Annotated in this window: 14 protein-coding genes; 10 read left to right on the top strand and 4 right to left on the bottom strand. The window is 71.5% G+C overall.

The window, feature by feature from the left end; all coding sequences use genetic code 11:
- Window positions 1–114: 114 nt before the first annotated feature.
- Window positions 115–1,023, bottom strand: a complete 909-nt coding sequence (locus FRCN3DRAFT_RS0229090; RefSeq protein ID WP_007519758.1) for an SDR family oxidoreductase — start codon at window positions 1,021–1,023, stop codon at window positions 115–117.
- Window positions 1,024–1,320: 297 nt separating this feature from the next.
- Here FRCN3DRAFT_RS0229090 and FRCN3DRAFT_RS0229085 point away from each other — a divergent pair, with 297 nt between their 5' ends.
- The 4 genes from FRCN3DRAFT_RS0229085 to FRCN3DRAFT_RS0229070 are packed head-to-tail and all read left to right on the top strand — an operon-like array spanning window position 1,321 to window position 4,818.
- Window positions 1,321–2,235 carry a CoA transferase subunit A gene (locus FRCN3DRAFT_RS0229085; RefSeq protein ID WP_007519760.1) on the top strand — a complete coding sequence of 305 codons (915 nt, stop codon included), beginning with the start codon at window positions 1,321–1,323 and terminating at the stop codon, window positions 2,233–2,235.
- On the top strand, window positions 2,232–3,101 hold the full coding sequence (locus tag FRCN3DRAFT_RS0229080) for a CoA-transferase subunit beta (RefSeq protein WP_007519761.1): 870 nt from the start codon (window positions 2,232–2,234) through the stop codon (window positions 3,099–3,101). Before FRCN3DRAFT_RS0229085 ends, FRCN3DRAFT_RS0229080 begins: the two co-directional genes overlap by 4 nt.
- Window positions 3,098–4,243 (top strand): NAD(P)H-dependent flavin oxidoreductase, encoded by a 1,146-nt coding sequence (locus FRCN3DRAFT_RS0229075; protein WP_007519762.1) that lies wholly within the window; start codon window positions 3,098–3,100, stop codon window positions 4,241–4,243. Before FRCN3DRAFT_RS0229080 ends, FRCN3DRAFT_RS0229075 begins: the two co-directional genes overlap by 4 nt.
- Window positions 4,240–4,818 carry a hotdog family protein gene (locus FRCN3DRAFT_RS0229070; protein ID WP_007519764.1) on the top strand — a complete coding sequence of 193 codons (579 nt, stop codon included), beginning with the start codon at window positions 4,240–4,242 and terminating at the stop codon, window positions 4,816–4,818. Before FRCN3DRAFT_RS0229075 ends, FRCN3DRAFT_RS0229070 begins: the two co-directional genes overlap by 4 nt.
- 87 nt (window positions 4,819–4,905) lie before the next feature.
- On the opposite strand, the gene FRCN3DRAFT_RS0229065 is transcribed toward FRCN3DRAFT_RS0229070, so the two are convergent.
- Entirely contained in the window at window positions 4,906–5,817 is a 912-nt protein-coding gene (locus tag FRCN3DRAFT_RS0229065; protein WP_007519766.1) for an SAM-dependent methyltransferase, read from the bottom strand.
- A gap of 496 nt (window positions 5,818–6,313) precedes the next feature.
- Between FRCN3DRAFT_RS0229065 and FRCN3DRAFT_RS0229060 the strand changes: the two genes are divergently transcribed.
- The 3 genes from FRCN3DRAFT_RS0229060 (at window position 6,314) to FRCN3DRAFT_RS0229050 (ending at window position 9,862) form a co-directional block, all read left to right on the top strand.
- Entirely contained in the window at window positions 6,314–6,961 is a 648-nt protein-coding gene (locus FRCN3DRAFT_RS0229060; protein WP_007519768.1) for a TetR family transcriptional regulator, read from the top strand.
- Between the two features lie 223 nt (window positions 6,962–7,184).
- A complete protein-coding gene (locus tag FRCN3DRAFT_RS0229055; protein ID WP_007519769.1) occupies window positions 7,185–8,894 on the top strand; it encodes an MFS transporter in 1,710 nt (569 codons plus the stop codon).
- A gap of 602 nt (window positions 8,895–9,496) precedes the next feature.
- Entirely contained in the window at window positions 9,497–9,862 is a 366-nt protein-coding gene (locus tag FRCN3DRAFT_RS0229050) for a transglycosylase family protein (protein ID WP_007518229.1), read from the top strand.
- Window positions 9,863–10,039: 177 nt separating this feature from the next.
- Here the strand turns inward: FRCN3DRAFT_RS0229050 and FRCN3DRAFT_RS0229045 are convergent, their stop codons facing one another.
- A complete protein-coding gene (locus FRCN3DRAFT_RS0229045; RefSeq protein ID WP_232794184.1) occupies window positions 10,040–11,179 on the bottom strand; it encodes an LLM class flavin-dependent oxidoreductase in 1,140 nt (379 codons plus the stop codon).
- 423 nt (window positions 11,180–11,602) lie between these two features.
- Between FRCN3DRAFT_RS0229045 and FRCN3DRAFT_RS0229040 the strand changes: the two genes are divergently transcribed.
- From FRCN3DRAFT_RS0229040 to FRCN3DRAFT_RS56650, 3 genes are all read left to right on the top strand, one after another.
- A complete protein-coding gene (locus tag FRCN3DRAFT_RS0229040; RefSeq protein ID WP_007518232.1) occupies window positions 11,603–13,063 on the top strand; it encodes an aldehyde dehydrogenase family protein in 1,461 nt (486 codons plus the stop codon).
- Between the two features lie 44 nt (window positions 13,064–13,107).
- A complete protein-coding gene (locus FRCN3DRAFT_RS0229035) occupies window positions 13,108–14,190 on the top strand; it encodes a Zn-dependent alcohol dehydrogenase (RefSeq protein ID WP_007518231.1) in 1,083 nt (360 codons plus the stop codon).
- A 618-nt stretch (window positions 14,191–14,808) separates the two neighbouring features.
- Entirely contained in the window at window positions 14,809–16,722 is a 1,914-nt protein-coding gene (locus FRCN3DRAFT_RS56650; RefSeq protein WP_007518230.1) for a patatin-like phospholipase domain-containing protein, read from the top strand.
- A 160-nt stretch (window positions 16,723–16,882) separates the two neighbouring features.
- On the opposite strand, the gene FRCN3DRAFT_RS0229025 is transcribed toward FRCN3DRAFT_RS56650, so the two are convergent.
- Window positions 16,883–17,248 (bottom strand): transglycosylase family protein, encoded by a 366-nt coding sequence (locus FRCN3DRAFT_RS0229025; RefSeq protein WP_007518229.1) that lies wholly within the window; start codon window positions 17,246–17,248, stop codon window positions 16,883–16,885.
- Window positions 17,249–17,810 lie beyond the last annotated feature (562 nt).

Here is a 17,810-nt window from a genome sequence, read left to right as displayed (position 1 = left end):
CGCCTGGCCGAAGGGTGCGCGACGATGGCGGAGCCTCGCGCGCCTGGAGGCCCATCAGGCGCCTTGGCCGAAGGGTGCGCGACGATGGCGGAGCCTCGCGCGCCTGGAGGCCCATCAGGCTCCGTAGACAGGTTCGGCCGGGGGTGTGGCGGCGAGCAGCTTGTCGACGGCGGGACCGACGTCGGCGGGGTCCCAGCGGGCGGCGCGGTCGACCGGCACGCCGTGGTGCCAGCCGGCGGCGACCGCGATCCTGCCGCCCTCCACCTCGAACACCTGCCCGGTGACGTGCGCCGACAGCTCGCTGCCGAGCCACACCACGAGCGGCGCGATGTTCGTCGGGTCCATGGCGTCGAACCCGGACTCCGGCCGGTCCATGGACGCGAACACGCCCTCGGTCATCCGGGTGCGCGCCGACGGCGCGATCGCGTTGACCGTCACCCCGTAGCGGGCCAGCTCGACGGCCGCTGTGAGCGTGAGCGCGGCGATGCCGGCCTTGGCCGCGCCGTAGTTGGCCTGCCCGACGCTGCCCTGCAGGCCGGCGCCGGAGCTGGTGTTGACGACCCGGGCGTCCGGGCGCCGGCCAGCCTTCGCCTCGTCACGCCAGTAGGCGGCGGCGTGCCGCAGCGGGGCCGCGTGCCCCTTGAGGTGGACGCGCACCACCGCGTCCCATTCCTGCTCGGTCATCGAGACGATCATCCGGTCGCGCACGAAACCCGCGTTGTTGACGAGCACGTCCAGCCGGCCGAAGGCGTCGAGGGCGTTCGCCACCAGGGCCTTCGCGCCGTCCCAGTCGGCGACGTCGTCGGTGTTCGCGACCGCCTCGCCGCCGAGCGCCCTGATCTCCTCGACGACGGCCCGGGCCACCGGCTCGCCCGCGGCCGCCCCGTCGCGGGCCACGCCGACGTCGTTGACGACGACGCGCGCACCCTGGCGGGCGTACTCCAGCGCGTGCCCACGGCCGATGCCGCGGCCGGCGCCGGTCACGATCACCACCCGGCCGGCGCAGATCCCGCTCTCGCTCACCCTGGCCCACCCTTCACCTCGGCGCCGATCGCCGATTGCCCACCGGCCCGGCGCGAGCCCGAGCCCGAGCCCGGTCGGAGTTTCTCGCGGTGGCCGTCGACGGCTGGTAACTTACCCAACCAAGCAAGCGCTTGTGTAGATGTTCCTCTCGGAATCCGGCCGATCCGCCCGCGGGGCGCGGGCCGGTACCTGGCCGCGCCTGACCCGCGCCCGGACCGACCGGACGACAGATGACTGACCAGACGGCACATGTCTGGCCAGATGACAGATCACTGACCGACGACACAGGGACGGTTGATGGGCGCCAAACTGGCCACAGTCTCCGACGCCGTGGCGGTGGTCGAGAGCGGCATGACGGTCGGCATCGGTGGCTGGGGATCGCGCCGCAAACCGATGGCCCTGGTCAGGGCGCTCGCCCGCGGTCCGGCGACCGACCTCACGCTGGTCACCTACGGCGGCCCGGACGTGGGCCTGCTCGCCGCCGCCGGCAAGGTCCGCAAGCTGGTCAGCGGCTTCGTCTCGCTCGACTCGGTCCCGCTGGAGCCGCACTTCCGCGCCGCCCGCCAGCGCGGCGAGATCGAGTTCGCCGAGCTCGACGAGGGCATGCTGCAGTGGGGCCTGCTCGCCGCCGCGCACCGGCTGCCGTTCCTGCCGATCCGCGCCGGCCTCGGCTCCGACGTTCCGGCCACGTTCGCCGGCCTGCGTACCGTCACCTCGCCCTACGACGACGGTGAGGAGCTCCTCGCGATGCCGGCGCTGTCGCTCGACGTGGCGTTCGTGCACGCGAACCGGGCCGACGCGGCCGGCAACGCCGCATTCCTCGGCCCGGACCCGTACTTCGACGACCTGTTCTGCCTGGCCGCCCGGCATCGGGTGCTCTCCTGCGAACGGGTCGTCGAGACCGCGGAGCTGACGAAGGAAGCCCCCGTCCAGGCCCTGCGGATCAACCGGATGATGGTCGACGCCGTGGTCGAGACGCCGAACGGCGCACACTTCACCAGCTGCGTGCCCGACTACGACCGGGACGAGGCCTTCCAGCGGGCATATGTGACCGCCGCCGGCGGCAACGGCTCCAGCTGGGCGGCGTTCCAGGACCGCTATCTCGCCGGTGACGAGGCCGCATACCAGGCCGCCGTCCGCGCCGACCACGGTCCGGCGCGGGGTGCGGGCGACCGCACCCCGGAGACGCAGGAGAAGGAGGGCGCGCGATGACCCAGCTCGACGCGACGACGGCCGCCGCCGGGACCGATGACGCCGCCGGGACCGCGGCGCGCGCCGCCCGGCGGGCGGACGTCTGCGCGCTCGCGTGCGCCGAGGCGTTCCGCGGCGACGGCGAGATCCTCGCCAGCGCCTTCGGGACGGCGCCAGCGCTCGGCGTGCGCCTGGCCCGGCGCACCTTCGCCCCTGACCTGCTGCTCTCCGACGGCGAGGCGATGCTGCTGGCCGACCCGCCGCCGCTCGGCGCGGCTCCGGCCGGCGCCGTCGTCGAGGGCTGGCTGCCGTTCCGCTCGGTCTTCGACGTGGTCGCCTCCGGCCGCCGCCACGTCATCATGATCCCGTCGCAGCTGGACGCCCATGGCAACATGAACATCTCCGCCGTCGGGCCGCACGGCCGTCCCAAGGTTCAGCTCATCGGCACCCGCGGCGCCCCGGGCAACACCGTCAACCACCGCACCAGCTACTGGGTGGCGCGCCACAGCCCGCGCGTGTTCGTCGAACGGGTGGACGTCGTCTGCGGCGTCGGCTACGACCGGGCGCAGGCCGCCGGGCCGGCCGCGCGCCGTTTCCACGGCCTCGGCCGCGTCGTCACCGACCTGGCCGTGCTCGACTTCGCCGCCCCCCAGGGTTCCTCCCCGATCGACGAAGCCGATCGGGGAGGTCAGCACCGGCTGCGGCTCGCCTCGGTGCACCCCGGCGTCACCGTCGACGAGGTCCTCGCCGCCACCGGCTTCGCGCTCGCGCTGCCCGACGGCGGCCCTGGCGCCGTCCCGACGACCGCGACTCCGACCTCGGCCGAGCTGGACCTCCTCGACGCGTTCGACCCGACGGGCCTGCGCTTCCGGGAGGTGCCGGCATGACGGCCCCGGCGGCGGACCCGAGGCTCCAGACGGCGTTCACCCAGCTGACCGGCGTCCGGTACCCGATCGTGCAGACCGGGATGGGCTGGGTCTCCGGCGCGCGGCTGACCGCCGCGACCGCCGCCGCCGGGGGGCTGGGCATCCTCGGCTCGGCGACGATGACCCTCGACGAGCTCGCCACGGCGATCCGCTCGGTGAAGGAGCGCACGGACGCGCCGTTCGGCGTCAACCTGCGCTCGGACGCCGAGGACGTCGAGGACCGGGTCAGCCTCATGATCTCCGAAGGGGTGCGGGTCGCGTCGTTCGCGCTCGCGCCCCGCAAGGATCTCTTTCTCCGGTTGCACGATGCCGGCATCGTGACGATGCCGTCCGTCGGCGCCCGCCGGCACGCGGAGAAGGTCGCCTCCTGGGGAGCCGACGCGGTGCTCGTCCAGGGCGGCGAGGGCGGCGGCCACACCGGCGCCGTCCCCACGTCGCTGCTCGTGCCGCAGGTCGTCGACGCCGTCGACATCCCGGTCGTCGCCGCCGGCGGCTACTTCGACGGGCGCGGCCTGGTCGCCGCCCTCGCCTACGGCGCGGCCGGCATCGGCATGGGCACCCGCTTCCTGCTGACCGCCGACAGCACCGTCGCCGACAACGTCAAGGCCCACTACCTCGCCGCCGGCCTCGACGGCACCGTCGTGACCACCCGGGTCGACGGCGTCCCCCACCGGGTGCTGCGCACGCCGCTCGTCGACGGGCTGACGGCGGCCAGCCCGCTCACCCGGCTGCCGCGCGCGGTCCGCAACGCGGCGGCGTTCCGCCGGCACACCGGCGCCAGCTGGCGTGGGCTGCTGCGCGAGGGCCGGGCGTCGCGGGCCCACGGCGGCCTGTCGTGGAGCCAGGTCCTGATGAGCGCGAACACCCCGATGCTGCTGCGCGCGTCGATGGTCGAGGGCCGCGCCGACCTCGGCCTGATGACGTCCGGACAGGTCGCGGGGCTGATCGACGACACGCCGTCGGTCGCCGAGCTGGTCGAGAGGATCATCGCGGAGGCCACAGGGGTGCTCGACCGCCTCGGCGGGATGGGTCAGCTCCGCGCCGTCGAGGCGGTCGCGTCATCCGGGGCCGGCGCGTCGACCGAGGACGGGCGCGCCCGATGACCACGGGGCGTCCGGCGCGTTCCGTCGAGTCGGCGCCCCTCGCCGAGCCGGCCTCGCCGCCAGGACGGACGCCGCCGGGGCAGATGCCGCCGGGGCGAGAGCCCGCGCCGGGGCCGCTGACGCTGACCGGGCCGGACGAGCTGCGGACCTCGGCGAGCTGGATGGTCGGCCCCACGGACCTGTTGGTGGTCGGCGCCGACCGGGTCGACGGGTTCGAGGCCGCCACCGCCGGTCCGCGACCCGGCTGGGCGGCCGGCGCGCTGGGCGCGCCCGGGCGGCCCGGGTCGGGGGCCGAGCGGCCGGTGCCAGGGCTGCTCCTGCTCTCGCTGGTGAACTTCGTGCTGCCCAGGCTCGTCGACGTCCGCGGCTTCGCGATGGGTGTCAACTACGGCACCGGCGCGGTGCGCTTCCCGTCGGCGCTTCCCGTCGGCGGCGCCGTCCGCGGTGGGCTGGTCATCCTTGACGTGGCCGACGTCCCCGGCGGCCTCCAGGCCACCTACCGCGTCACCCTGACGGCTGAGACGACTGGCCAGCCCGTCTGTGTGGCCGACGCTCTCGCCCGTTACCTGGTGTGAGGGGGCAGGCCCCGACAGGCCCCGACGGCCCCGACGGCCCCGACCAGGGCGGCTGGCAGCTGGGCACGACCGGCGTGAGGATGCCCGTCAGGCCGGCTTGCGGGCCACGGCGGCCCAGACGCCCGCAAGGTCCGGATCTTCGGCGCGCCAGTGTGGCGCGAGTGCGACGCCGGGGTCGAGCAGCTCCCACCCATAGAAGAACCGTTTGATCTCGTCGAGCGGGCGCGGGTAGAAGTGCTCGACCATCGACGTGAGCGGCCGCGAGTAGCCCGACGCGTCCAGCGTGGTGACGGCGCCATCCAGGCTCGGGATCTCGTCGGCGATGCCCAGGTGGGTGAGCACCAGGTAGCTGTTGGCGGGCAGCGCTGCGGACAGGGTTCGTACCGCCGCCCAGGGACCATCTGCCTGGTGGAGATAGTGCATGATCCCGGCGAGGACCAGCGCGACCGGTCGAGTGAAGTCGAGGATGTCCGCCGCGCGGGTGAGAATGTCGGCGGGTTCGCGGACGTCGCCCAGCAGGTAGTCGGTGGTCCCCTCGGGGGTGCTGGTCAGCAGCGGCCGCCCGTGCGCGAGCACGATGGGGTCGCGGTCGATGTACACGACGCGGGCGTCCGGCGCCGCCCGCTGGGCGACCTCGTGGGTGTTGCCGGCGGTCGGCAGGCCCGCGCCGATGTCGAGGTACTGGCGGATTCCGCGCTCGGTGGCCAGCAGGTGCACGGCTCGGCCCAGGAAGTTCCGACCAGCGCGGACGTTCTCGGTGATCCAGGGCGCCGAGGCAAGGATCGCCTCGCCTGCCGTGCGATCGGCGGGGTAGTTATCCTTGCCGCCCAGGAAGTAGTCGTGGACGCGGGCGCCGTGCGGGATGTCGATGCGTAGGTCGACGAAATCGGCGGGTTCCGCGGGTTCCGCGGGTTCACCGTCCGAGCGTCCAGTGGGCTCGTCGGTGGGAGCCGATCCGGTGTTCCCCGTCGTGTTCTGGGCGACGTCGCTGTCGGCCATGGGACCCCCCGATCTCCATCCCTACAGAGTGGACAACGTGGATGCGGGCCTGGAAGGCCGGCTCGTAGCTTGGCGCTGGCGGACGACATCCGCGAACAGATCTGAAGCGGGCCAATGCAACGCATCCTGAACAGTTGCCGCGAATAGTAACGATCGCGAGTGACAGGCGCCACACCGGGTGCATCGGTGGCGCCGAGGTCATGACTCGTCCAGGCCGGCTGGTGATACCTGGCAGGCGATGGACGGTGTAGGCGCGCGAGCTACGTAACAAAATTGGACATCTCGCCCGACCGTCCGGTAACGATGGGAGATCGCCCTTTCCGATCTGGTCGGGCTGCTCCGCCGCACCGTGGCCGCCCGACTGGCTGGCTGGTTTCGGTCGGTTCGATGCTCCGATACGGCGCGTGCGCCTGCGGGGTGTGGGGCGCGGGCCTAGAGTAGAACAGGATCTAGTTTCTTGACGGTCGGCGGACTGGTTGGCGGCGAGGAGGCTGCGGTGAGCGAGGCCGTGACTTCGGCGGCCGCGTCGCCGTCGCCCAAGGGCGTACCGGCGACGACGGCCACGCCGTCCCAGCAGGCGCGCCGGGAGCGGATGCTCACGGCCGCGCTCGCCCTGGCCAGCCGGGGCGGCTACGACGAGGTGCAGATGCGCGAGGTGGCCGAGCAGGCCGGCGTCGCCCTCGGCACCCTCTACCGCTACTTCCCGTCCAAGGTGCATCTGCTGGCCTCGGCGCTGGCACGCCATCTCTCCGGCCTGCGCGAGGCGGTGCTGCCCCAGCCGACCGGCTTCGAGGACCCGGCGACCAGGGTGCTCGCGATGATGAACCGGATGGTCGACGAGCTCAGCCGCGACCGGCTGGTGGCCGAGGCGCTGATCCAGGCGATGACGCTGGCGTCGGCCACGATCGGCACCGAGATCGACGACGTGGACGAGGCCATGATCGGCCTCATCGGTGTGGCCGCCTTCGGCCCGGACCACGTCATCGACGAGCGGGACAAGCTGATCACCAACATCATCGGCAAGGTCTTCCTCAGCGACCTGCGGTACTGGCTGGGCGACCGGATGACCCTCGACGGCGTCCGCGCCTCGCTGGCCGACACCGTCACCGTCGTTCTCGCCGGCCAGCAGGCTCTCAGCAGGTAGTTCTCGGCGCCTGCCGACCCCTGACGTGAGGGGTTGCATTCGACAACCGCACCGTTACGATCAAGTAACCGAGCCGTGTCCGATGAGTACCCCGCCGGCCATGAACACATCTGGAGACGATCCGCGAGCCCTTCGGTTCGACGAGGCAACCTGACACCGGAAACGAGCACAGGCCGGTGGCGAGCCCGGTTTTTTCCGCCTGCGCGGAGAAGGGACGCCAACCGTGACAACCGCCGCTTTCCCCCTGGATTCCCGGTCGTCCATCAGCCCGTTGCACCGCCTGTGGCGCCGGCAGCTCCACAGCTATCCGGCAAACGCGCGGCGATACCTCTACTTATGCATCGTCGTCGTCGCGACCATCGTCCAGTACTACGAGCTCTATGTGCAGGGCGCCGTCGCCCCCGCGATCCTGCGGCAGTACGACATGTCGTTCATGTTCTACGTCTACACGACCGGTGTCGCCAGCGTGGTGGGCGCGCTCGCCTCGCTGGTCGCGGGCCTCGCGGACCGGTGGGGCCGGGCGAACCTCGTCGCCTATGGCCTGGGGTTCACCGGGGCCATCATTCTCTTCGGCCTGCCGAACGCGCCGAACAAGATGACGTTCGGCGTCCTGGTCGCGCTGCTGAGTCTCGTCGAGGGCATGATCCTGGTCGCGACCCCGGCGTTGGTGCGGGACTTCTCGCCGCAGGTCGGCCGTGCCGCGGCGATGGGTTTCTGGACGCTGGGGCCCGTGCTCGGCAGCCTCGTCGTCTCCGCGGTGGCCAGCAACACTCTGCGCCACCTGCACGCCTGGCAGGACCAGTTCTACATCTGCGGCGTGGCCGGCCTGGTCGTGTTCGTCGTGGCCCTCGTCGGGCTGCGGGAGCTGTCCCCGCCCCTGCGCGACCAGCTGATGATGTCGCTGCGCGACCGGGCGCTGGTCGAGGCCCGGGCACGCGGGCTCGATGTCGAGGCGGCGCGCAGGAATCCGTGGCGCCAGGTGCTGAAGCCCGACGTCATCGGATCGGCGTTCGCCATCGCCGTCTTCCTGCTCATCTACTACACGGCGGTCGGGTTCTTCGTCGTCTACTTCGAGACCACCTTCAGCCTTACGGACCAGGACGCCAACGGCGTGGGGAACTGGATGTGGGGATTCGAGGCCATCCTGCTGGTAGGAATCGGGTTCGCCTCCGACAGGCTGCGGGTGCGTAAACCGTTCATGCTGGTCGGCGCGCTCGGCACGATCGCCATGACCCTCGTCCTGCTGAACCAGACCGGCCAGGCACACACGGGTTACTACCACCTGGCCTTCATCCTGATGGGCCTGGGAGCGTTCCTGGGAGTCACCTACGCGCCCTGGATGGCGAGCTTCACCGAGACGGTGGAACGGCGTAACCCGGCGCTGACGGCCACCGGACTGGCGGTGTGGGGCCTGATCCTGCGCCTCATCGTCGCGGCGCTCGCGTTCACCGCGCCGCTGGTCGTCAACGCGCTGGACCCGCTGGTGGACAACGGGCCGCGGGCTCAGGCCATCCAGGCCCAGTACGGGCCCCAGCTCGCGACGATCCAGCTCATCGACCCCGACACGGCCGCGGCGCTCGCGAAGAACCCGAACGACCTGACGGCGGGGCTCAAGGCCGCGAACGAGGTCGCCGCCGGAGCGCACCTCACCCAGGCCGAGGCGATCCAGCGGCTCCTGGACGCGAAGAAGGTCCCGGCCGCCGACCTGGCCTTCCTCCAGGAACACGGCCAACAGGTGGTCGACGCCCAGCGGAAGGCCCCGGACCAGTGGCGGACCTGGTTCTGGATCTGCCTGGGCGGCCAGGTCGTCTTCATCCCGCTGATCTTCACGATGGCCGGTGAGTGGAACCCCCGTAAGGCACGGGAACGCGAACAGGCCCATGAGCGTGCCGTGGCCGCCGAGACCGCACGCCTCGGTCTGACCGCGGACTGATCGGTCTGACCGCGGACTGAGGTATCGAGGTATCGAGGTATCCCGGCCTCCCCGACCGGCGACGTCGGTCGGGGAGGCCCGCATTCGAGAGGTCCACATATCGCTTTATGCCGGACTGGCCCGCCGGTGCGTGGGGGCCGTCACATCCATGAACGCAGCGTGCGGGACCCGTGAACGCCACGCACCAGGTGGGAACCGACCGGTCACGTAAACGAGCGACCGGTGCATGGCGAAAACCCCCCTGCACGGCGCGCGAGAATTTCCGGCTGATTTCTGGCACCGCGCGTTTCGGTGAGGCCGGAAATGCGCGAGTGGGGTGGGTCACGTTGTTGTTGGGGTTTGCCAGCCCGCCGGCTGGCTGTCATGGTGTTTGCAGTGCCCGATCGGGGCACACGCCGGGCGGGACGCCGTATCACTGCCCCCGCCACACACGGCGCACAGGCTTCGGACCCGATGGCAGGGACCGAAGACGGACCGTCGGACACCTTCAGCGTGTCCCGGCCAGCGCAGCATTTTCACGGTCTCCGCCGAACCCTTTCCATCCGGTGGTGGCCTGCCGTGCGTGTCCGTCTTCGTAGGCGTGGGAAAGGACCAGAAGACTCTTGGCTCGTCGTGGCATCTCCAACCGCGTCCGCGCGCTCGTCCTCGGCCCGGCCCTGGCCGCCGCCGTCGGCACCGGCATCGCCGTCACAGCGCCCGCCCACGCGGCCAGCCACCCTGCCTCGGCCCAGCGGTTCCTGTCCGCCGTGATCCCGTGCGAATCCGGCGGCAACCCCCGCGCGGTCAACTCCATCGGCGCCGGAGGCCTCTTCCAGTTCCTGCCCTCCACCTGGCACGGACTCGGCGGCTCAGGCCTCCCCCAGAACGCCTCCACCAGCGAACAGTGGGCCAAGGCCATGAAGCTCTACAACCAGCAGGGCACCAACCCCTGGTACGCCTCCAAGGCCTGCTGGGGCAAGCGAATCTGAGCTCCACCAGGCCTGGGCGAGCAGCCGCCGACCCCACCCGCCGCGCGGATCGGGGCCGGCCTGCCACCACCCAGGTCCCGCCACACCACGAGGCCCCGCGTCCGCTGACGCGGGGCCTCGCCCTGTCCCGACCGGCCGACCGAGACCCGACCGAGGCGCGACCGAGACCGGGCCGGCCTAGGCGCCGAGCTGGGCCTCGCGCTGGCGGGTGGTGCTGTGAACCGGGTCGGTGTCGAACTTCGGCAGGACATGGCGGCCGAACGTCTCCACCGCCTCGACGGCGACGTCGATCGGCATGGTGGTCGACAGCATGCCGAAGGTGAGCTGGTCGGCGCCGACGTTGACGTAGGTCTGGACGGCGCGCTCGCACTCGTCCGGGTCGCCGATGAGGATCGTGCCGGCGCGCACGCCCAGCTCGAGGACCTCGACGGTCGGCTCGGGCAGCGTCGCCGGCCAGGCGGGCACCCAGTCGGGCTTCGGGAAGGTGTCGAGGTACCGGTAGACCAGGGTGTGCTGATAACTCATGGTGATGTCGGTGGCGATCTGCCTGGCCCGGGCGCCGTCCTCCAGGCACAGCATCTGGCTGGTGACCATGATGTTGTTGTTGATGTAGCCGCCGACGGGCTCAGCCTTGTCGATGTTCTTCTTGTAGAGCTCGATGAGCGGGGCCAGCTCATCGGGCGAGCTGTTCGCGAAGCAGAGCACGCCCAGGCCCATCCGGGCGGCCTTCTCGAACGTGCTGGGGTTGCCGGCCGCGACCCAGAGCGGGGGGTGCGGCTTGGTGAAGGGCTTCGGCAGCACATTGCGTTCGGGCATCGTGAAGAACCGGCCCTCGTGGGAGTAGGGCTCGTCCTTCCACATCTTCGGCAGCTCGGCGACGACCTCGTCGAACATCAGCTTCGTCAGTGCCGGGTCCTCGATGCCGAAGCCCTGCTGTTCGGTGCTCGAGGAACCACGGCCCATGCCCAGCTCGAAGCGGCCGCCGGAGAGGTGGTCGAGCATCGCGGCGCGCTCGGCGATCCGCGCCGGGTGGTTGACCGGTGGCGTGATGTTCATGATGCCGCTGCCGATGTGGATGTTGCTGGTCGTGCCGGCGACGTAGGCGAGGAAGACCTCGTTCGCCGACAGGTGTGAGTACTCCTCCAGGAAATGGTGCTCCGTCGCCCACGTGTACTTGAAGCCGGAACGGTCCGCCGCCTGCGTCCAGGTGACCTCGTCCATCAGCCGGCTGTGCTCCGCGCCCACCGGGTCCGCCTCGGACAGCCGCTTCGGCAGGTAGAGCGAGTTGAAGATCCCGAACTCCATGAGCGCGGCCACCCTTCGCGTGGTGTCTGGTGTCTGGTGCGTGGGCAGGCGTCGGCGCGGTGTCCGCGCGCCCCGCCCATCGGGGTTTGGGGGCGAAGCCCCTGGACGTGGGTCCGGAGCTCGGCCCCGGAGCAACATCACGCGGGAGCCTGGGAGCGCGCTCCGCGCGCGAACAGCCTTCCGCCGATCGCGTGCTTCGACCGGTCGGCTTCAGACTAGAACCTGTTCTACACTCTAGCCGCGACGGGCTGCCGCGCAAGCGGGCCTGACGTACCGTCAGAAACCGTCAGCCCGCAACTCTGGACGCGTACCGGCCAAGGGACACCAGGCAGCGGGCCGTCAGGAGCATGAGGACCAAGGGCCGCCCGCCGCGCGACCAGGCTTGCCGAGCACGCGCGGCCGTCGGCTCACCCCGAGCACAAGGGGGGACACGCCATGGGCGTCCCGAGCAGCCGGATCTACGTGGGCGGCGAGTGGGTGGAACCGGCCGGCGGCCATTACGGCGTCATCAACCCGGCCACCGAGCAGTTAGTCGGCGAGGCACCCGAGGCGAGCGCCGCCCAGGCCGAGGACGCGGCCGCCGCCGCCAGGGCCGCCTTCGACGGCTGGGCGTCGGCGAGCCAGGCGCACCGCTCCGAGGTGCTCGCCCGGATCGGCGACCTGCTCACCAAGTACAACGACGACCTCGTGCCGCTGGTACAGGCCGAGACCGGCGCGACCATGCGGGTCGCGTCCACGATGCAGGTCCCGGTCGCGGTCGAGCGGTTCCAGCGCTACGCGCGCCACGCCCTGGAGTCGGCGCTCGTGCCGCTCCCGCCGCAGGCCATCGACGCGACCCCGCTGGCCCCGGGCGGGCTGGTCGGCGCGGTGGCCCGCCGCGCGCCGGTCGGCGTCGTCGCCTGCATCACCCCGTACAACTTCCCGCTGGTGAACATGGCCGGCAAGGTCGCGCCGGCGCTGGCGATGGGCAACACGGTCGTCATCAAGCCGGCTCCGCAGGACCCGCTGCAGGTGCTGCGGTTCGCCGAGATCGCCCACGAGGCCGGCGTCCCCGCGGGCGTCATCAACGTCGTCACCGGCTCGACCCCCGACACCGGCGCCGCCCTCGTCGCCTCCCCGAACGTCGACATGGTCAGCTTCACCGGCAGCACCGCCGTCGGCCGCCGGATCGGCGAGGCCGCCGGCCGCGACATCAAGCGCCAGCTCATGGAGCTCGGTGGCAAGGGCGCCGCGATCGTGTTCGAGGACGCCGACCTCGACAAGGCCGCCGCCGGCATCGGCAGCGCCTGGGCCTTCCACTCCGGCCAGATCTGCACCGCGCCGACCAGGGCCCTCGTCCACCGCTCGGTCCACGACCAGCTCGTCGAGAAGCTGGTCGCCTACGCGGGGTTCTGCAAGGTGGGCGACCCGATGGAGCCGTCCACCGTCGTCGGTCCGCTGATCTCGGCCGCACAGCGCACCCGCGTCGAGGAACTGGTGGCCGATGGGGTCGCCGCCGGCGCGACCGTCGCCGTCGGCGGCGAGCGTCCCGCGATGGAACGCGGCTTCTACGCGCAGCCGACGCTGCTGACCGGCGTCCGGCCCGACATGACCGTCGCCCAGGAGGAGTTCTTCGGCCCGGTGGTCGTCGTGCTCCCCTTCGACGACGAGGACGAGGCGCTCGCGATCGCGAACGGCACGCCGTTCGGCCTGTACGACTACGTCTTCTCCCGGGACACCGCGCGCGCCTACCGGGTCGCCACCCGGCTGCGCACCGGCAACGTCGGCGTCAACACCGTCGCCCGCAACCACGAGACGCCGTTCGGCGGCTTCAAGCACAGCGGCGTCGGCCGCGACTGCGGCGTGTTCGCGCTGCACGCCTACAGCGAGCTGCAGAGCGTCGTCTGGCCCGGCTGAACCACGTTCACCAGCTGATCCAAGTTCCAGGAGAGGGGCGCACGATGAGGGGTGTTGTGTGGGACGGCCAGAAGGCCGAGCTGGTCGACGATCTGGCGGTACGCGGCCCGGGGCCCGGCGAGGTGCTGGTGAACATCGCCGCGGCGGGCTTATGCCACAGCGATCTGTCGGTGGTCAACGGAACGATTCCCTTTCCGGTGCCGGTCGTGCTCGGGCACGAGGGCGCCGGGGTCGTCGAGGCGGTCGGCGACTCGGTCGGCAACGTGCGACCCGGTGACCACGTGGTGCTCTCGACGCTCGGCAACTGCGGGGCCTGCGAGCACTGCGACGCCGGCCGGCCGACGATGTGCCGGTCGACCTTCGGCCTGCGGCCCCAGCCGTTCACCTGGCGCGGCGAACCGGCCTACAACTTCGCCAACATCTCCTGCTTCGCCGAGCAGGTGGTGGTGAAGGCCAACCAGTGCGTGCCGATCCCGGCCGATGTGCCGCTGACGTCGGCGGCGCTGGTCGGATGCGGGGTGGTCACCGGCGTCGGCGCCGTGCTGCGGCGGGCGAAGGTGGAACCGGGGTCGACGGTCGCCGTGCTCGGGGTCGGCGGCATCGGGCTCAACGTGATCCAGGGCGCGCGGATCGCCGGCGCGGCGCGCATCGTCGCGGTGGACGTGAACCCGGCGAAGGAGCAGGCCGCGCGGCTGTTCGGCGCGACCGACTTCGTCAACCCCGCGGGCCAGGACACGGCGGTCGCGGCGAAGGCCGCCGTCGAGGATGCGGCGCCGCTCGGCTACGACTACGTCTTCGAGTGCGTCGGCCACCCGGCGCTGATCCAGGCGGCGATCGGCTCGCTCGGCTGGGGCGGCACGGCCGTCCTGCTCGGGGTGGCGCCGGCGGACACGCAGTCGACGTTCTCGCCGTTCGACCTCTACCTCGACAAGTCGATCATGGGCTGCCGGTACGGCTCGTCGCGGCCACAGGCCGACATCCGCCAGTACGTCGACCTGTACCGGGGCGGCCGGCTGCTGCTGGACGAGCTGGTCACCCGCACCTACCCCGTCGCCGACTTCCACCGCGCGATCGAGGATCTGGAGCACGGCGATCTGGCCCGCGGCGTCCTCACGCTCGCCTCATAGCGTCCGGGCGCCGCGCCGCGGGACCCACCGAGTAGGGGTACGGAGAGTAGTTGAGCGGGTGCGGCTGAGCTGGCCGCAGCGGCGCCGAACTGGGTTCCCGGTGTCCTGGCCTGCCCCGGTCCGTGCCAGCCCGCGGTGTCCCCCCGACCGCGCTGCCCCTGCCAACCCAGACCGTGTCGGATCAGCACGTCTATGAACACGCTCAACCGACACGGTCACTCATCGGCCAGTGAAAGCGTGTCGGATGAAGAAGCCCATGGGCTTGCTCAGGTGCCACAGCCGACGCCACGGGCGCCCGCCGCGGTGCGACGCCCCGGAAGACCGGTGGGTGGCGGCACGCTAGCTTGGGTAGTGATCGTCGATCGTGGGCCGGGAGGCGGCCTGCCGGCGGTCGGGGAGGCCGCGATGAGCGCACCGAGCACCCGTGCGGACGATCCAGCGAGCCCTGGCGGGGGAACACCCGACGGCGGCTCGGGCCCAGGCCTTGGCCCTGGTCCGAGCCCGCTCCCGGGCCAGGGTCAGGGCCAAGGCCCTGATTCGAGTCCGCTCCCAGGTTCGGGCCAGGGCTCTGGTGCGAACCCGGGCGCCCTCGGCTCGCGGGAGCAGTGTGATCTGATCATGAAAGGTGGGATCACCAGCGGGATCGTGTATCCCCGGGCGGTCGCCGAGCTGCACAACAGGTACGACTTCCACAGCATTGGCGGCGCGTCGGCGGGCGCCATCGGGGCGGCACTGACCGCCGCCGCGCAGTACGGCGAATACCAGCAGCGCCGCGATCCGGGCCGGCCCGGCGGGTTCGGTGCGTTGACGGCGGCGAGCGAGCAGATCGCCGGGCCGGGCGTGCTGGAGGGTCTTTTCCAACCGAGTCGGGGGACCAGCTGGTTGTTCTGCCTGGTGTTCGGCCTACAGAGCGTCGGCGGGTCGTGGCTAGGCCGCGTCCGGGTCGCGCTGGTGTGGGCGGCGCGTTACTTCTGGCTGCCGATGCTGGTGGCGGCCGGGATCGCATTCGGCGGCCTTCTCGGTGTCCTGTATGGGTTCGGCGGCAGGCTGGGCGATCAGCGCTGGTATGGCTGGCCGCTGCTCGTACCGGGCGTCGTCGTCACCGCGCTGCTCGGCCTGGTCGGAGCGATCCTGGCCAGGGTGCTGTGGACCGCGCGCGGCCTACCCGCGGCCTTCTACGGTGCCTGTTCCGGCATGCCGGCCGCGGAGGACGGCCCGGAGGCGCTGACGCAATGGCTGCACCGGCAGATCCAGACGTGTGCCGGCCACGACGTCGGCGACGCCCCGCTGACCTTCGCCGACCTTGGCCATCCGCGCCGGGCGAACGAGAAGATCGTCCTTGAGATGATGACCACGGACGTCAGCGCGGCTCGTCCGCTGAACCTGCCGTTTGTCGGCGAGGCGTTCCTCTACTCGCCGACCGAGTTCGCCCGCCTGTTCCCGCTCGAGGTGCTCAGGCATCTGGAGCGGGTCAGCGCCCCGGTGACGACGGTTCCGGTGCCGGGCGCGCCCACCGACCTGCGCACCTTCCCGGCCCGGGACCTGCCGGTCATCGTCGCCACCCGGATGAGTCTGAGCTTCCCCGTGTTGATCTGCGCTGTTCCGCTGTGGGTACAGGGGTCCGGCGGCGCCGGGCCCATCCGGCACTGGTTCTCCGACGGCGGGATCGCCAGCAACTTCCCGGTGCACTTCTTCGACGCCTGGCTGCCCAGCCGCCCGACCTTCGGGATCGACCTGGTCCCGTCGCCGCGCGGCGAGAAGGGCAGGCGTGAGCGGGTCCGCCGGCCGCGCCGCGCCGCGCCGACGGCGGACGTGCCCGCGGGGTTCTCAGCGCCGCCCGCATCGTCAACGCCGCCGACCCCGTCCGCGTCCTCCGTGCCCTCCGCCGCGTCTGGGGCGCTCTCCGCCGAGGCTCCCACGGCCGCCGCCGCGCCCGTGACGCTCGCCCCGGCGGTGGTCGTCGCGAACGCCGGCCAGCGGGTGCGGACGGTCGCGCAGATCCGGAGTCTCGTCGGGTTCCTGCTGCAGATTCTCGACACGTCGCTGAACTGGCGGGACACGCTGCAAGCCGAGCTGCCCGGCTTCCGGGACCGGATCCGCTCCATCCAGCTGCCCGACGGCACGGGCGGTATTCACATCACCATGTCGCCGGACCAGATCGCGCACCTGGCCGCGAGTGGCGGGGCCGTGGGTGAGGATTTCCTGAGCACCTTCAGCTGGGAGGACCACCTTTTCGCCCGTTTCACCCTGCTCATGCGCCAACTGCAGAAGAACCTGGTGGGGACCACCGAATCGACAGCGATGTCGAAGGCTTTCACGCCCGAGTTCCAGGAGATGCTCGCGACCTTGGGTGAGCGGTTCGGGGACGGCGATGCGGGCCTCTACAACAATGCCTGGGGAGTCTCGGCGCGTGACCGCACGCTCGCTCTGCTCGGATTCGCCCAGGGCTGGGCCGCCGCTCCGTCGCTGAGTTTCATCCAGGGCGATGACCCGACCCCGCCTCCGGTCATGCGCATGACGCCGAAGGTCTGATGCCAGTCGTTACCCGAAAAGTGAGCCGGGCCTGCCGCCTGACACGGCCGAAGCTGGACTGGAACACGCCGAGGCCCCGCGCCGGCTGGCGCGGGGCCTCGTGTGCGTGTTCAGCGTGCCGCTGGCGCGGCTATTCAGCCTCGCCCAGGCCTGGTGGAGCTCAGATTCGCTTGCCCCAGCAGGCCTTGGAGGCGTACCAGGGGTTGGTGCCCTGCTGGTTGTAGAGCTTCATGGCCTTGGCCCACTGTTCGCTGGTGGAGGCGTTCTGGGGGAGGCCTGAGCCGCCGAGTCCGTGCCAGGTGGAGGGCAGGAACTGGAAGAGGCCTCCGGCGCCGATGGAGTTGACCGCGCGGGGGTTGCCGCCGGATTCGCACGGGATCACGGCGGACAGGAACCGCTGGGCCGAGGCAGGGTGGCTGGCCGCGTGGGCGGGCGCTGTGACGGCGATGCCGGTGCCGACGGCGGCGGCCAGGGCCGGGCCGAGGACGAGCGCGCGGACGCGGTTGGAGATGCCACGACGAGCCAAGAGTCTTCTGGTCCTTTCCCACGCCTACGAAGACGGACACGCACGGCAGGCCACCACCGGATGGAAAGGGTTCGGCGGAGACCGTGAAAATGCTGCGCTGGCCGGGACACGCTGAAGGTGTCCGACGGTCCGTCTTCGGTCCCTGCCATCGGGTCCGAAGCCTGTGCGCCGTGTGTGGCGGGGGCAGTGATACGGCGTCCCGCCCGGCGTGTGCCCCGATCGGGCACTGCAAACACCATGACAGCCAGCCGGCGGGCTGGCAAACCCCAACAACAACGTGACCCACCCCACCTGGCACGGGAAACCAAAAACAATCCCGGCTCGGCTGGGAAACCAGCTGGTATTCGTCGCCCCGCGCATCCGGTCGCCGTCGCGGCGTGGCAATACCTCGCCCGCGTGACCGGCCCGCCGCGGGCCTGTGCAATCCGTCCACTCACCCGCCACGCCCCGTCGGCGGGTGTGACGAGCGCCACGGCTAACGGCCGGCATCCGACATCGACGTTATTAGCCCCATTTTGCCGGCGGACTCGCCGGCCTTCTGGGCCGGGCCAATCCCGGCGAC

It is taken from the genome of Pseudofrankia saprophytica (genome assembly GCF_000235425.2).
Lineage (GTDB): Bacteria > Actinomycetota > Actinomycetes > Frankiales > Frankiaceae > Pseudofrankia > Pseudofrankia saprophytica.
Note: the sequence above shows the minus strand (reverse complement) of the source record. Positions and strands in the feature narration are given on the sequence as shown.

Bases quoted from the DNA above. Each gene is read 5' to 3' on its own strand.
- FRCN3DRAFT_RS0229085 (WP_007519760.1), top strand. From the start codon at position 1,321: ATGGGCGCCAAACTGGCCACAGTCTCCGACGCCGTGGCGGTGGTCGAG.
- FRCN3DRAFT_RS0229080 (WP_007519761.1), top strand. From the start codon at position 2,232: ATGACCCAGCTCGACGCGACGACGGCCGCCGCCGGGACCGATGACGCC.
- FRCN3DRAFT_RS0229075 (WP_007519762.1), top strand. From the start codon at position 3,098: ATGACGGCCCCGGCGGCGGACCCGAGGCTCCAGACGGCGTTCACCCAG.
- FRCN3DRAFT_RS0229070 (WP_007519764.1), top strand. From the start codon at position 4,240: ATGACCACGGGGCGTCCGGCGCGTTCCGTCGAGTCGGCGCCCCTCGCC.
- FRCN3DRAFT_RS0229065 (WP_007519766.1), bottom strand. From the start codon at position 5,817: ATGGCCGACAGCGACGTCGCCCAGAACACGACGGGGAACACCGGATCG.
- FRCN3DRAFT_RS0229040 (WP_007518232.1), top strand. From the start codon at position 11,603: ATGGGCGTCCCGAGCAGCCGGATCTACGTGGGCGGCGAGTGGGTGGAA.
- FRCN3DRAFT_RS0229035 (WP_007518231.1), top strand. From the start codon at position 13,108: ATGAGGGGTGTTGTGTGGGACGGCCAGAAGGCCGAGCTGGTCGACGAT.
- FRCN3DRAFT_RS56650 (WP_007518230.1), top strand. From the start codon at position 14,809: ATGAAAGGTGGGATCACCAGCGGGATCGTGTATCCCCGGGCGGTCGCC.